At 64.8% G+C, this 14,411-nt stretch carries 11 protein-coding genes; 7 read left to right on the top strand and 4 right to left on the bottom strand.

The window, feature by feature from the left end; translation table 11 throughout:
- Positions 1–5: 5 nt before the first annotated feature.
- Positions 6–1,220, bottom strand: a complete 1,215-nt coding sequence (locus tag ACYUME_RS08375; RefSeq protein WP_460418546.1) for a CmpA/NrtA family ABC transporter substrate-binding protein — start codon at positions 1,218–1,220, stop codon at positions 6–8.
- A 125-nt stretch (positions 1,221–1,345) separates the two neighbouring features.
- On the opposite strand from ACYUME_RS08375, the gene ACYUME_RS08380 reads away from it, so the two are divergent.
- The gene (locus ACYUME_RS08380; protein WP_460418547.1) at positions 1,346–2,368 is read left to right on the top strand and encodes a quinone-dependent dihydroorotate dehydrogenase; all 1,023 of its coding nucleotides are present in this window, start codon (positions 1,346–1,348) and stop codon (positions 2,366–2,368) included.
- Between the two features lie 125 nt (positions 2,369–2,493).
- On the opposite strand, the gene rmf is transcribed toward ACYUME_RS08380, so the two are convergent.
- Positions 2,494–2,709 (bottom strand): ribosome modulation factor, encoded by a 216-nt coding sequence (rmf, locus tag ACYUME_RS08385; RefSeq protein ID WP_080642046.1) that lies wholly within the window; start codon positions 2,707–2,709, stop codon positions 2,494–2,496.
- Between the two features lie 551 nt (positions 2,710–3,260).
- Between rmf and rlmKL the strand changes: the two genes are divergently transcribed.
- The 6 genes from rlmKL to ACYUME_RS08415 all read left to right on the top strand — a co-directional run bounded on the left by rlmKL (position 3,261) and on the right by ACYUME_RS08415 (position 11,779).
- Positions 3,261–5,453: a bifunctional 23S rRNA (guanine(2069)-N(7))-methyltransferase RlmK/23S rRNA (guanine(2445)-N(2))-methyltransferase RlmL gene (rlmKL, locus tag ACYUME_RS08390; protein WP_460418548.1), complete on the top strand. Its 2,193-nt coding sequence runs from the start codon at positions 3,261–3,263 to the stop codon at positions 5,451–5,453.
- Positions 5,454–5,548: 95 nt separating this feature from the next.
- Positions 5,549–7,945, top strand: coding sequence for a sensor domain-containing diguanylate cyclase (locus ACYUME_RS08395; protein ID WP_460418549.1), 2,397 nt, complete (start codon positions 5,549–5,551; stop codon positions 7,943–7,945).
- A gap of 893 nt (positions 7,946–8,838) precedes the next feature.
- Positions 8,839–9,246 carry a GFA family protein gene (locus tag ACYUME_RS08400; protein ID WP_460418550.1) on the top strand — a complete coding sequence of 136 codons (408 nt, stop codon included), beginning with the start codon at positions 8,839–8,841 and terminating at the stop codon, positions 9,244–9,246.
- 79 nt (positions 9,247–9,325) lie between these two features.
- Positions 9,326–9,664, top strand: a complete 339-nt coding sequence (locus ACYUME_RS08405; RefSeq protein WP_460418551.1) for an FKBP-type peptidyl-prolyl cis-trans isomerase — start codon at positions 9,326–9,328, stop codon at positions 9,662–9,664.
- Positions 9,665–9,877: 213 nt separating this feature from the next.
- Entirely contained in the window at positions 9,878–10,540 is a 663-nt protein-coding gene (locus ACYUME_RS08410; RefSeq protein WP_460418552.1) for a histidine phosphatase family protein, read from the top strand.
- Between the two features lie 45 nt (positions 10,541–10,585).
- Positions 10,586–11,779 (top strand): D-amino acid dehydrogenase, encoded by a 1,194-nt coding sequence (locus ACYUME_RS08415; RefSeq protein ID WP_460418553.1) that lies wholly within the window; start codon positions 10,586–10,588, stop codon positions 11,777–11,779.
- 99 nt (positions 11,780–11,878) lie between these two features.
- Here the strand turns inward: ACYUME_RS08415 and ACYUME_RS08420 are convergent, their stop codons facing one another.
- Positions 11,879–12,607, bottom strand: coding sequence for an aspartate/glutamate racemase family protein (locus tag ACYUME_RS08420; RefSeq protein ID WP_460418554.1), 729 nt, complete (start codon positions 12,605–12,607; stop codon positions 11,879–11,881).
- Between the two features lie 16 nt (positions 12,608–12,623).
- Entirely contained in the window at positions 12,624–14,156 is a 1,533-nt protein-coding gene (locus tag ACYUME_RS08425) for an NCS1 family nucleobase:cation symporter-1 (RefSeq protein WP_460418555.1), read from the bottom strand.
- Positions 14,157–14,411 lie beyond the last annotated feature (255 nt).

A 14,411-nucleotide genomic window follows, 5' to 3' on the forward strand; every position in this document is an offset into this window, starting at 1 on the left:
GGCCCTCAACGATTGGCACGCCGGTCGGGCGCCGCGTCCAGCGCGTGCAGTGAGAAGCTGCGGGCATAGCCGTGAGGGTCGCTGCCATCCCAGCGGCCGCCGTCGATCAGCAGACTGCTGCGCATGGGCGGATATGCGCAGGGCACATCCAAGGCCTCGGCGGCTTCGCGGTACAGCGCCAGTTGTTGGACCTGGCTGGCCACGGCCAGGTAGTCGGGGTCTTCGCGCAACAACCCCCAGCGGCGGAACTGGGTCATGAACCACATGCCGTCGGACAGATAGGGCAGGTTCGCCCGGCCTTGGTCGAACAGGCGCAAACCGTGCGGGTCGTGCCAGCGATTGCCCAGGCCATCCTGGTAGTCGCCGAGCAGGCGTGGCTCGATGCTGCTGATGGGAGTGTCCAGGTAGGCACCGCCACTGAGCAACTGCGCAGCGCCACGCCGGTTTTCCTGGTTTTGCTCGATGAAGCGGGCGGCGGCGAGTATCGCCTTGATCAATGCCCGCGCGCTGTTGGGATAGCACTCGACGAACGCTCTGGCGCAGGCCAGCACCTTTTCCGGGTGATCTGGCCAGATCGACTGGCTGGTGGCGAGGGTAAAGCCCTGGCCGCGGGCAACGGCGTCCGCCGCCCACGGCTCGCCCACGCAGAAGCCGTCGATGCGCCCGGCCTGCAGGTGGGCAGCCATCTGCGCCGGAGGCACCACTACGCTGGTCACGTCGCGCAGCGGATGGATGCCCTGGCTGGCCAGCCAGTAGTACAGCCACATGGCGTGGGTGCCGGTGGGAAAGGTCTGGGCGAAGGTTAAACGTGCGCCACCCTGGTGCACCAGCCGCGTCAGTGCCTCGGGGCTGGTCACGCTTTTGCGTTGCAGGGCGAGGGACAGGTTGATGGCCTGGGCATTCTGGTTCAGCCCCATGAGCACCGCCATGTCGCTGGCTGGTCCGCCACCGATCCCCAGATGCACGGCATAGGCCAGGCCGTACAGGCAGTGGGCCGCGTCCAGCTCGCCACTGACCAGCTTGTCGCGCATGCCCGCCCAGGAGGCCTGGCGTCGCAGATTCAGGGTCAGGCCCTGTTGCTGGGCGAAGCCCTGGGTGGCGGCGACCACCACCGAGGCGCAGTCGGTCAGGGCCATGAAGCCGATATCCAGGCTGGGCTTTTCCGGCGCGTCGCTGCCGTTGACCCAGGCCAGGGGCCGTGTCGGGAGGGGTGTGTTCACGGGGATCCTCGGTCGTTGGCAAAGGTTGCATGCAGCCGATGCTGCAACCCATGTGCCATGGCCCTGTCGCCCGGGCGGCGCGCTGGCTATAATCGCTCCCTCACTCACCGCGAGTCCGCCCGCCCATGTATACCCTGGCCCGCCAGCTGCTGTTCAAGCTCTCCCCAGAAACCTCCCACGACCTGTCGCTGGACCTGATCGGCGCCGGTGGCCGCCTGGGCCTCAACGGCTTGCTGTGCAAGCAGCCGGCGGCGTTGCCGGTGACGGTCATGGGCTTGAACTTCGCCAACCCGGTCGGCCTGGCGGCGGGCCTGGACAAGAACGGCGCGGCCATCGACGGTTTCGCCCAGCTGGGCTTCGGCTTCGTCGAGATCGGCACCGTGACGCCGCGTCCGCAGCCGGGCAACCCGAAACCGCGGCTGTTCCGCCTGCCCGAGGCCACCGCGATCATCAATCGCATGGGCTTCAACAACCTGGGTGTCGACCACCTGCTGGCGCGGGTGCGCGCTGCGCGCTATGACGGCGTGCTGGGCATCAACATCGGCAAGAACTTCGACACGCCGGTCGAGCGGGCACAGGACGATTACCTGATCTGCCTGGAAAAGGTCTACAACGACGCCAGCTACATCACCGTCAATGTCAGCTCCCCAAATACGCCAGGGCTGCGCACGCTGCAGTTCGGCGACTCGCTCAAGCAACTGCTCGATGCCTTGGCCGAGCGTCGTGAGCAACTGGCATCGGCCAATGGCAAGCGTGTGCCGCTGGCGATCAAGATCGCACCGGACATGAGCGACGAGGAAACCGCGCTGGTGGCGGCCGCGCTGGTCGAGTCGGGGATGGACGCGGTGATCGCGACCAACACCACTTTGGGCCGTGAAGGCGTCGAGGGCCTGCCGTTTGGCGGGGAGGCGGGCGGTCTGTCCGGCGCTCCGGTGCTGGAAAAGAGCACTCACATCGTGAAGATGCTGGCGAGCGAGCTGGGCGGCAAGCTGCCGATCATCGCCGCCGGTGGTATCACCGAAGGCCGTCATGCGGCAGAAAAGATCGCCGCTGGCGCGAGCCTGGTGCAGATCTATTCGGGGTTCATCTACAAAGGGCCGACGCTGATCCGCGAGGCAGTGGATGCCATTGCCGCAATGCCGAGGTGATCTCAAGGGGGCTTTCGCGGGTACAAATCCGGTTCATAAAAAAGGGGTCCCTCAAGGGACCCCCTGGGCCGTAGCCCGCCGCCCGGATGGGGCGCGCATGGGTAACTCGAATTCAGTGTCCTCGTTCAGCCAACGGCGTGATTTTCGTTGAGTCTCTGGATGCCAGCGGTGCCGGTCATGCCGTCCCAGTTATCGCCGCGACCTTCGCGCCAGCCGTTGATCCAGGCTTGGCGTACAGAGGGTAGATTGAAGGGGCAAAGCTCGCGGGATTTGCCGGTGACCCCATACTGGTAGCCACGTGAATATGCTCTTTCCAACGGATCACGCTTAAGTCTTCTCATAGGGTGTTGCCCTCACTTGTTGACTGTAATGTCCCGTCGACCTCTCCGAGGCCGGGCAGAATCGTTCTGCCGGTGTGCGCCCGCTGCCGGCGTCGCGGGCTGGAAGTGCCACCCCATTGCGAGGTGGCCTGAGACCAGTTCTAACGAATGCGGGTCACAGTGTGAATGATCGATTTGTCATAAGGACGTAACCTTTCCGAGGGTGAAAGGATAAGTAAATAAATGCGACTCAACCTTGTTTGCCGTTGAGCCCGCTATGATCAGGGTTTAGTGATTCCTGACGTCATTTGGCCAGCGTTGCTGGATGATGACAGTAATATTTGGTAATGCGACGAAGGGTCACATCTGGATCCCTCGTCCACGAAATTTTCACACTGCTCGACGATCCAACGCATTTCCGCCAGCCGGCGAGTGCCAGGAACGTTGGGCGGCCTGGCCTGGCGAGATGGCTCGCCGGCCACCCGTGCGCCTGCTGGAAGGGCGTGCGGGCAAACATCGGCAGGTCGATGCGTCGACCTGTCACTTACCTAGCCCAAGGCTCTGGATTGCTCATGTCGGACCGTTTCGAACTCTACCTCACCTGCCCCAAAGGCCTTGAAGGCCTGCTCGCCGAAGAGGCCCGCAGCCTGGGCCTGGACGAAGTGCGTGAACACACCTCGGCCATCCGCGGCGCCGCCGACATGGAAACCGCCTATCGCCTGTGCCTGTGGTCGCGCCTGGCCAACCGCGTGCTGCTGGTGCTCAAGCGTTTTTCGATGAAGAACGCCGACGACCTGTACGATGGCGTGCAGACGGTCGACTGGGCCGATCACCTGGCCGCCGACGGCACCCTGGCGGTGGAGTTCAGTGGCCATGGCTCGGGTATCGACAACACGCATTTCGGCGCACTCAAGGTCAAGGACGCGATCGTCGACAAGCTGCGTAACCGTGAGGGCTTGCGTCCGTCGGTGGAGAAGGTCGATCCGGATGTGCGCGTGCACCTGCGCCTGGACCGTGGCGAGGCGATCCTGTCCCTCGATCTTTCCGGCCACAGCCTGCACCAGCGCGGCTACCGCCTGCAGCAAGGGGCCGCGCCGCTCAAGGAAAACCTTGCCGCAGCGGTGCTGATCCGCGCCGGGTGGCCGCGCATCGCCGCCCAGGGTGGCGCCTTGGCCGACCCGATGTGCGGTGTGGGTACGTTCCTGGTCGAGGCGGCGATGATCGCCGCCGACATCGCTCCCAACCTCAAGCGCGAGCGCTGGGGCTTCAGCGCCTGGCTCGGCCATGTGCCGGCGCTGTGGCGCAAGGTGCATGACGAAGCCCAGGCCCGGGCGCAGGCTGGCCTGGCCAAGCCACCGCTGTGGATCCGTGGCTATGAAGCCGACCCACGGCTGATCCAGCCGGGGCGCAACAACGTCGAGCGTGCCGGCCTGGGTGACTGGGTGAAGATCTACCAGGGCGAGGTCGCCAGTTTCGAGCCGCGTCCGGACCAGAACCAGAAAGGCCTGGTGATCAGCAACCCGCCTTATGGCGAACGCCTGGGCGACGAGGCCAGCCTGCTGTACCTCTACCAGAACCTCGGCGAGCGCCTGCGCCAGGCCTGCATGGGCTGGGAAGCGGCAGTGTTCACCGGCGCGCCGGAACTGGGCAAGCGCATGGGCATTCGCAGCCACAAGCAGTACGCCTTCTGGAACGGCGCGCTGCCTTGCAAGCTGTTGCTGTTCAAGGTGCAGCCCGACCAGTTCGTTACCGGCGAACGTCGCCAGGCCGAGACGGGCGAGGGTGAGCCGGGCCGCCAGGCGCCGCTCGTCAGCGAGCCGGCGCGTCTGTCCGAGGGCGCGCAGATGTTCGCCAACCGACTGCAGAAGAACTTCAAGCAGTTGGGCAAGTGGGCGCGCCGCGAGCAGGTCGATTGCTATCGCGTCTACGATGCCGACATGCCCGAGTACGCCCTGGCGGTCGACCTGTACCACGATTGGGTGCATGTACAGGAGTACGCCGCGCCGCGTTCGGTCGATCCGGACAAGGCCCAGGCCCGCCTGCTCGACGCGCTGGCGGCGATCCCCCAGGCGCTGGGCGTCGACCCGCAGCGGGTGGTGCTCAAGCGCCGTGAGCGGCAGAGCGGCACGCGCCAGTACGAGCGCCAGGCCACCGAGGGACGCTTCCAGGAGGTGAGCGAAGGTGGCGTCAAGCTGCTGGTCAACCTTACCGACTACCTGGACACCGGGCTGTTCCTCGACCACCGCCCGATGCGCATGCGTATCCAGCGCGAGGCGGCCGGCAAGCGCTTCCTCAACCTGTTCTGCTACACCGCCACGGCCACCGCGCACGCGGCCAAGGGTGGCGCGCGCAGCACCACCAGTGTCGACCTGTCCAAGACCTACCTGGACTGGGCGCGGCGCAACCTGTCGCTGAACGGCTTCTCCGAACGCAATCGCCTGGAACAGGGCGATGTCATGGCCTGGCTGCAGAACGCCCAGGATAGCTACGACCTGATCTTCATCGACCCGCCGACGTTCTCCAACTCCAAGCGCATGGAAGGGGTGTTCGATGTGCAGCGCGACCATGTCGAGCTGCTCGATCTGGCCATGGCTCGCCTGGCGCCGGGCGGGGTGCTGTATTTCTCCAACAACTTCCGCAAGTTCCAGCTCGACGAGCACCTGGCGACGCGCTATGTAGTGGAGGAGATCAGCGCCCAGACCCTGGATCCGGACTTCGCCCGCAACAGCCGCATTCACCGCGCCTGGCAACTGCGTCTGCGCTGAGCCGACGAGGTACATGGCATGGTGGCTGGCCAGTGGCTATAAAGCAGTACAGGGCGGGACCATACGCAGGACGCTGACGTTGCCGAGAGTCCTCTATGTCTGACCCAGGTGAACCTGCGAAGCGCCTTGGCCTGTTCGGTGGCCCGCTGCCGGCCTGGGGTGTGGCCCTGACGGCGCTGGTTGCCGGGGTGCTGCTCACGGCGGCGTTGGCCCTGGCCGCCCAGGGTTTCTACAAGCAGCAGCTGCGCCAGCGCTTCGAACTGCTGGCCAGCGAGCGGCATAGCCGCATTGCCGAGCGCTTCGAGGAGCAGGAACAGCGCCTGGACAGCCTGCGTCGCTTCTTCAGCTATTCCAGCGAAATCACACCGGCCGAGTTCGATGGCTACGCCCGCCCGCTGCTGCACCGCACCCAGGCTTACTCCTGGGCACCGCGGGTCGCCGCCGGGCAGCGCGAGGCTTTCGAGCAGGGAGCCAGTGCCTGGTTGCGCCAGCCTTACCAGATCCGCGACCGCAACGCCGAAGGCGGCTGGCAGCCTGCCCCCGCACGGGATTACTACTACCCGGTGCTTTACACGCAGGCGGCGAGCAAGCAGGGGCAGCCCTATGGGCTTGACCTGCGCGGCCAGCCCCTGCGCGAGGCGACCCTGTCCAGGGCCATGAGCCCCGGCAGCATGGCGGTATCGGCGCCACTGGACATGCTCGATGTCGAGCCGGCCTACACCCGCGGTCTGTTGCTGGTCGCCCCGGTGTTCGCCGATTCGGCGCCTGTCGGTGGTCCGCCGACAGGCTATGTCATGGCGCTGTTGAGCCTGCATCAGTTGATTGCCGAAAGTCTGCCGACCGTCGCGGACGACAACCTGGTGATGCGCATTCGCGATATGTCCACCGAAGGGGGCCATGAGGTGCTGTTCGACTCGGGCACATCGCCGGCGCGGATCGCGCTTACGGGCAGCTACCTGCTGCACTTGGCCGATCATGACTACCAGCTCGACATTCGCCCCAGCCCGGGATTTCTCGCGGCCAACCAGTCCACGGCGGTCCCGGTGGTGATCCTGTTGGGCGGCATGCTCAGCGTGCTGCTGGCGACCTTGTTCTATAGCCTGTTCGGTCAGCGCCAGCGAGCGCTGAGCCTGGTTGCCCGGCGCACGGCCGAGTTGCAGGTCAGCGAACAGTCGCTGCGCGAGACTCATAACCAGCTGCGCAGCGTGCTCGATGCCGCGACCCAGGTGGCGATCATCGCCACCAGTCTGCGCGGGGTGATTGGCACGTTCAATGCCGGCGCCGAGCGGATGCTCGGGTTTAGCGCCGGTGAAGCGCTGGGCCGACTGCGTCTGGAGGATCTGGTCCAGCCTGACGAGCTGCGCCAGCGCGCCCATGCCTTGAGCGTGCGCTATGGCCGTGAAATCGGTGCTGGCCAGGCGATGTTCGCGGAAACCGCGCAGGAGGGGGGCGGCGAACCTGCCGACTGGACGCTGGTGCGCAAGGACGGCAGCCACCTGTTGGCGAACATGCTGGTGACGGCGGTGCTGGATGAGCAGGGGCTGTGGGTGGGCTACCTGGCGATCTGCATCGATGTCACCGAACGGCGCCGCGTGCATGAGGCACTGGCGGTTCGCGACCGTTTGCTGGAGAAACTCAGCGCCGAGGTGCCCGGCGGCATCTATCAGTACCGCCTGGATGTCGACGGGCATTCCTGTTTCCCCTACGCCAGCGCTGGCCTGCACGATATCTACGAGGTCGATCTTGCCCTGTTGCGCGAGGATGCCGCAGCGGTGTTCGAGCGAATCCACCCCGACGATCTGGAGCGGGTGCGTCGGTCGGTGCTTTATTCCGCCGAGCACCTGACCCCCTGGCGCGAGGAGTACCGCGTGTGCCTGCCCAAGGCGGGGCTGCGCTGGGTACGCGGCGAGGCGACGCCGGAAGTTGGCGATCAGGATTGCACGCTCTGGCATGGTTACCTGACGGACATTTCCGATCTCAAGCGAGTGGAAGAGGAGCTGCGGGCGTTGTCGATCACCGATGCGCTGACGGGTATTCATAACCGGCGCTTTTTCCAGGAGCGCTTGCGTGGCGAGTTGGACCGGGCGCAGCGTGATGGCCTGGAGCTGGCGGTGATCATGCTTGATATCGATCACTTCAAGCAGATCAACGATCAGTTCGGGCATGCGGTGGGGGATCGTGTGCTGCGTAGTTTGTGTCAGCGGATCGGGCAGCGGTTGCGGCGCACCGATGTGTTCTGTCGGCTGGGTGGGGAGGAGTTCATGGTGTTGTGTCCGGGGAGCAATGCCGATCAGGCGCGGTTGCTGGCGCTGGAGTTGTGGCAGGGGGTGCGGAGTTTGCCGGTGGATGGTGTGGGGCGGGTGACGGCGAGTTTTGGCGTGGCGGGGTGGAGGGCTGGGGAGGGGGCGGATGCGTTGTTGTTGCGGGCGGATGCGGGGGTGTATGCGGCCAAGCAGGCGGGGCGGGATCGGGTCGAGGTGGAGTTGCCTTGAGAGGTGGGGCTATTTGATTGTTGGTTGTTGGTTGTTGGTTGTTGGTTGTTGGTTGTTGGTTGTTGGTTGTTAGTTGTTGGTTTTGAAATTTTTATGCGCATTCATTTGCGATGTCGACGCATAGTCACCTTTCCGCCCTTACGGCGGGTCACTTTTTGTCAAACGCGACAAAAAGTAACCAAAAAACGCTGCGCTCCATTCATCCGGCCCTACGCTTCGCTCCGGGTTCCCTCACTCCGGCCTTGCTCCCGGGAGGACCGCGCTGAACGGCCCATCCTGGGCCGCAGCGCTTGACGGGCATCCATGCCCGTCACCTCCCTCCGCAAGTCCTGCGTTCGGCCTCCTGAAGTCGCGAAGGTACGGGCGGTGCCTGGGCTGGCGCAGCTGGCGCTAGTTGCAGGTGTGTGATCTCAAGTCCGTATTCGCGGGTTTACCCGCGAAAGGGCCAGAACAACCAATATATAAATAACTGCCAAGAGCCAATTTGAAGTTTCTGCTCTTGCTCTTGCTTCTAAGCGCGCGGTAGTTCAGGCGCCGCCAATTGCGACTTCAGGAGGCCGAGCGGAGTTCTTGCGAAGGGAGGTGACGGGCATGGATGCCCGTCAAGCGCTGCGCCCCAGGATGGGGCGTTCAGCGCGGTCCTCCCGGGAGCAAGAACGGAGCGAGGGAACCCCGGAGCGAAGCGTAGGGGCCGGATGATGGAGCGCAGCGTTTTTTGGTTACTTTTTGTCGCGTTTGACAAAAAGTGACCCGCCGTAAGGGCGGAAAGGTGACTGTGCGTCGCCATCGCCAATGAATGCGCATAAAAAAATAAAAACCCACCCTCTTGAGCCGAAGCCGAAGCCGAAGCCGAAGCCTATACTCCAACCCCCAACCCGCCCGGAGCTCCCCCCATGCCCCTGGAAAAAAAAGGCAGTTGCCTGTGCGGCGCCACGCACTTGTCCGTAACCATAGACAGTCTCCACGTTAACGCCTGCCACTGCAGCATGTGCCGCAAATGGACCGGCGGCCCGCTGCTGGTAGTCGATTGCAGCCAGCCGCCGCTTTTCGAAGGCCACGCGCCCAGCGTCTATGACTCATCCGAGTGGGCCCAGCGCGGCTTTTGCGGCCAGTGCGGCACGCATTTGTTCTACCGCCTCAAGCAGAACGATTTCTACGCAATCCCTGTCGGCCTGCTCGACGGCGAGCAAGACTGGGATTTCAACAAGCAGATTTTCATCGACGAAAAGCCCACTTGGTACTGCTTCAACAACGAGACCGAACAGCTGACCGGCAAGGAAGTCTTCGAGCAGTTCACCTGACCCGGCACGGCCCATCTTGCCAAACCCAAGCATTCCTGAGAAAAGGGCGACCACGAAAAACCGCTTCGAGGAACCTGCCATGCGCAGTGAGCTGCAAGTCATCGATCTTCAGGAAGGCGACGGCAAGGCCGTGGTCAAGGGCGCGCTGATCACCACCCAGTACACCGGCTGGCTGGCCGATGGCAGCGAGTTCGATTCGTCCTGGTCACGGGGCAAGCCGTTCCAGTGCGTGATCGGTACCGGTCGGGTGATCAAGGGCTGGGATCAGGGCTTGATGGGCATGCGCGTGGGCGGCAAGCGCAAGTTGCAGGTGCCCGCGCATCTGGGCTATGGCGAACGTAGCGTAGGCTCGATCCCGCCGAATTCGGACCTGTCCTTCGAAATCGAGTTGCTCGAAGTGCTGACCCGCGACGACTGAGGCGGGTGAAATAATCCAGCAACACCTGTGCGCTAGGATTGCGCTTGGTCATGGAAGGCATGCGCAGTCAGGGACAACGCGAACGGGTCGAGGCCACGCTGGGCCTCGCTTGCAGCCACGGATGGCATCCACGACAGGGAAGCCCCGCAGCCTTGGCTGCGGGGCAGTGTGGCAGGGCGGCCCGACACCCCCAGCCACAGGAGTCTACCAGCGATGAAGTTCTTTGCGTTGCGCCAGCGTCGCCGCCACTTGCTGCTGGGTCTGGCGTTCGCCGCCGCGCTCGTGCCATTGGCCCTGGATACTGTCGAAAGCCGCGCGCAACCGGTGGACGGCACCCAGACGCTGGTATTTCTGCGCCATGCCGAGAAACCCAGCGAAGGCCTGGGCCAGTTGAACTGCCAGGGCCTCAACCGTGCCCTTGAGCTTGCCACGCTGCTGCCCGAGCGTTTCGGCGAGGCTGACTATGTCTTCGCCGCCAACCCCTCGCGGCACGTCGAGGAGGGCAGCGACGATCAGCGCTACAGCTATGTTCGTCCGCTCGTGACCATCAGTCCCAGCGCAATCCGCCTCGGCCTGCCGGTGAACATCGACTTCGGCGCCAACGACACCGCCGACCTGGCCGACGAACTCCTGAGCAGCAAGTACCGTAACGCGACGGTCTACACGGCCTGGTCCCGTGGCTATCTGCCGGAACTGATCAATACCGTGGCCGGCAAGGCCCTGGGTGAGGACTGGACGCTCGCCGAGGACTGGCACCGCGATGATTTCGACACCCTGTACGTTCTGACCCTGACCTGGCGCGATGGTCGGGCGAGCTTGCTCAGTCGTGCGCTGTCCCAGGGCATCGGCCATGGGGATCCTGGCTGCCCGACCTGAACTGCTGCTACTGTCCGGCTATCAGGTCGGCACAGGGATGAGCGAATGGATCAGCGGGTGACGGTGATCGGTGGTGGGGTGGTCGGCCTGGCGACGGCCTATGCGCTGGTGCGCAGGGGCTTTTCGGTCGATCTGATCGAGGCGCGTGACAGCCTGGCCAGTGCCACCAGCTTCGCCAACGGTGGGCAGCTCTCGTACCGCTACGTGGCGCCGCTGGCCGACGCTGGCGTGCCCTGGCAAGCGCTTGGCTGGTTGCTGCAAGGTGACTCGCCATTGCGCCTGCGCCTGCGCTTGGACCCTGCGCAATGGCGCTGGCTGGTGGCCTTCGTGATGGCGTGCCGGACGAGTGTCAATCAGCGCAATGCCGCGCAGTTGCTGGCCCTGGCCCTGGAGAGTCAGGCAGTGCTGGGGCGCTGGCGGGAAGAAGATGGTCTGCAGGGGTTCGCCTGGCGGCGCAATGGCAAGCTGGTCGCGTTCCGTAGCCAACAGGCATTCACCCGCGCACGCGAGCACCTGCTCGACCCCGCCAACCAGCAGGTCGTGGACGCCAGGGAACTGCGGCGACTCGAGCCGGCCCTGGCCGGCGCATCCTTCGTCGGCGGTGTGTTCACCCCTGACGAAGAGGTCGCCGATTGCCACCGCTTCTGCCTGAGTCTGGCCGAGCGGCTGCGGGCATCGGGACAGTGTCGGCTGTGGTTGGGGCGGCCGGTGACACGGTTGCTGCCGCGCGGCGATCGCGTGGTTGCGCTGGAGCTGGGCAGCGAGCGGCTGGAGGTCCAGCATCTGGTACTCAGCGCCGGGCACCTTAGCGCCGGCTTGAAACTGCCTGGCTTGAAACTGCCAGTCTACCCGCTCAAGGGTTACAGCCTGACCGCCCCGATCGGCGCCGCACACCAGGCGCCTGAGGTGAGCATCACCGACTACGAGCGCAAGATCGTCTATGCCCGGCTGGATGATCAGCTACGGGTGGCGGCGATGGTGGATATCGTTGGCTACGACGACTCGGTGAATGCCGGCAGGCTGAGGAGCATGCGCCGGCTCGCCCAGGAAACCTTGCCCCAGGCCGCCGACTACGGGCAGGCGGTGGAGTGGGCGGGCATGCGCCCGGCGACGCCGACCGGGGTGCCGATCATAGGCCCCACACGGTATCGCAACCTGTGGCTGAATCTGGGGCATGGGGCTTTGGGGTTCACCTTGGCCTGTGGCAGTGCCGAGCGACTGGCGAGCCTGCTGCGTTGACCATCCCGGTCCCATCGCGGGCGAGCCCGCTCCCACAGGGATCGCGCCAGCGAAACTAGAGATCATTCGTGGGAGCGGACTTGCCTCGCGATAGGTAGATCAGCGACCGAAACGCATTGGCCAGCCCACCACCTTCTTCGCCCTTGGCGTGGCATAGGTACGCACCTTGGAGGTGCTCAAGCCCATGCGCACCAACGACTCGGCAATGGTCACCGCCGCGCTCACGCCATCCACCACCGGCACGCCGGTGCGCTGGCGGATCTGTTCGTCCAGCCCTGCCATGCCGCCGCAGCCCAGGCAGATCACCTCGGCCTTGTCCTCGCGCACGGCACGCTCGGCCTGGTCGACGATGGCTTGCACCGCACGCCGTGGATCGGACTCCAGCTCCAGCACGGCCAGGCCACTGGCGCGCACCGATGCGCAGCGCTCGTACAGGCCCGAGAGCCTGAGGCGATCCTCGATCAGCGGTACGGTGCGGTCCAGGGTGGTCACCACCGAATAGGCATGCCCCAGGTACATGGCGGTGCTGGCGGCAGCGTCGGTGATGTCCACCACCGGCACGTCGAGCAGCTCCTGCAGTCCCTCGCGGCCGTGCTCGCCGTAGCCGGCCTGGATCACGGCATCGAAAGGCTGGTCGTAGGCAAGCACCCGGTCCATCACGGCGATGGCGGCGAGGTAGCTTTCGAAGTTGCCCTCGACCGACTCGGCGCCGAACCAGGGGGTCAGGCCGACGATCTCGGTGCCGGGCGCGGCGACGCTGCTTGCCTGTTCGGCGATGGCCTCGGTGATGGCTTCGGTGGTGTTGACGTTGGCGATCAGAATACGCATGACGGCTCTTCCTGAGTCAGTGGTTGCTGTGGTCGACAGCGATGCATTCGCCGCTGACGTCGTGGTAGTGGCAGTTGCGCGGCGCGATCAGCAGGTAGATGGCGGCCGCGATGCCGGCACCGATCAGCCAGGAAAACGGCGCGACCCCATGGAAGTTCGGTACCAGGGCCAGGACGATGGCCAGCAGCGCGGCGGGAATGAACGCCGCCACGGCGCGCAGGTTGACGCCGCGGCTGTAGTGGTAGGCGCCCTTGGGGTTTTCGCTGTAAAGCTCGGGCACGTTGATGCGGCCCTTACGCAGCAGCCAGTAGTCGGCCATGATCACGCCATACAGCGGGCCGAGCAGGGCACCCAGGCCGGAGAGGAAGTACACGATCACCAGCGGGCTGTTGTAGAGGTTCCACGGCAGGATCAGCACGGCCAGGGTGGCGCTGATCAGTCCGGCGCGACGGAAGTTGAGGTGGCGTGGCGCCAGGTTGCTCAGCACGAAGGCCGGGGCGACGAAGTTGGCCATGATGTTCACTGCCACGGTGACGATCAGGAAGGCCAGGCAGCCCAGCACCAGGAAGGCGGTGTTGGGGATGCTGGCGACGATCTGCGTGGGGCTGTCGATGACCTGGCCGTTGATCTGGAACTGCGCGCCGCACAGCACCACGGTGATGGCCGCGAACACCAGGATGTTCACCGGCAGGCCCCAGAAGTTGCCTACGCGGATGGTCTTGCGGCAGGGCGAGGAGCGGGCGAAGTCGCAGAAATTGAGCACCAGCGTGCCGTAGATCGCCAGCCAGAGGGCGCCACCGGCGAAGATGTTGCGCCACATCTCGTAGCCGGTGAGCGGCTCGGCGACCGACCAGGCAATGCGGGCGTCGGCCTGGAAGTACATGAACACCGCCAGGCTGGCCACCGTCAGCAGGATCACCGGGCCGGCGAAGGCTTCGTAGCGCCGCACCATCTCCATGCCGTAGGCGAGGATCACCAGTTGCACCAGCCAGATCGCCACGAAGCAGATCCAGCCCAGGCTCGACAGCCCGAGGATGCTGTCATGGTCGTAGGCCGCCACTTGCGGCCAGATCGCGGTCAACAGCACGCGCAGGACCACCGAGGCCAGGTAGGTCTGGATGCCGAACCAGGCGATGGCGATCACTGCGCGGATCAGCGCGGGGATCTGTGCGCCATGGATACCGAAGGCGATGCGGCTGATCACCGGGAAGGGGACTCCGGTCTTCTGGCCCATGTAGCCGGACAGGTTCATGAAGAAGTACACCAGCGCCGCGCCGATCGCCAGTGACAGGAAGATCTGCCAGCCTCCCAGCCCAAGGGCGAACAGCCCCATGGCGAAGGAGTAGTTGGCGATGTTGTGCACATCGTTGGTCCACAGCGCGAAGATGCTGTAGCCACCCCAGCGGCGACCTTCGAGCTTGGTCGGGGCCAGGTCGCGGTTGTGCAGGCGCGGGCTGAGTTCCAGGTCGGCGGCATGGCCGTCGAGGGCGGTGGGGGAAGAGGTCGTGGCAACGGAAAGTTCAGGGGCAAGGGGGAGACTGCTACTCATTCCGGCGGCTCCTGATGCGTGTGACTGCGATGAGCGGGCGCTGGCGCACGGGCTCGCCATCTCGTCGGTGCAGGCGTTGGCATCTCTGGGTTCAGGGCGCAACGGTCGATAGGGAAGCGACGCTGCGAGTTATTGTGTATTTATGTTTCGTCAACTTTGTATACAAAACACAGACACACAAAAGCCAGTTCCATGCCAGCCAGGAGCCGCGGCTCAGAAGGGGATGTTTTGATATTTATCTTGTTGAAAGATAAC

The organism is Pseudomonas sp. microsymbiont 2 (genome assembly GCF_054788395.1).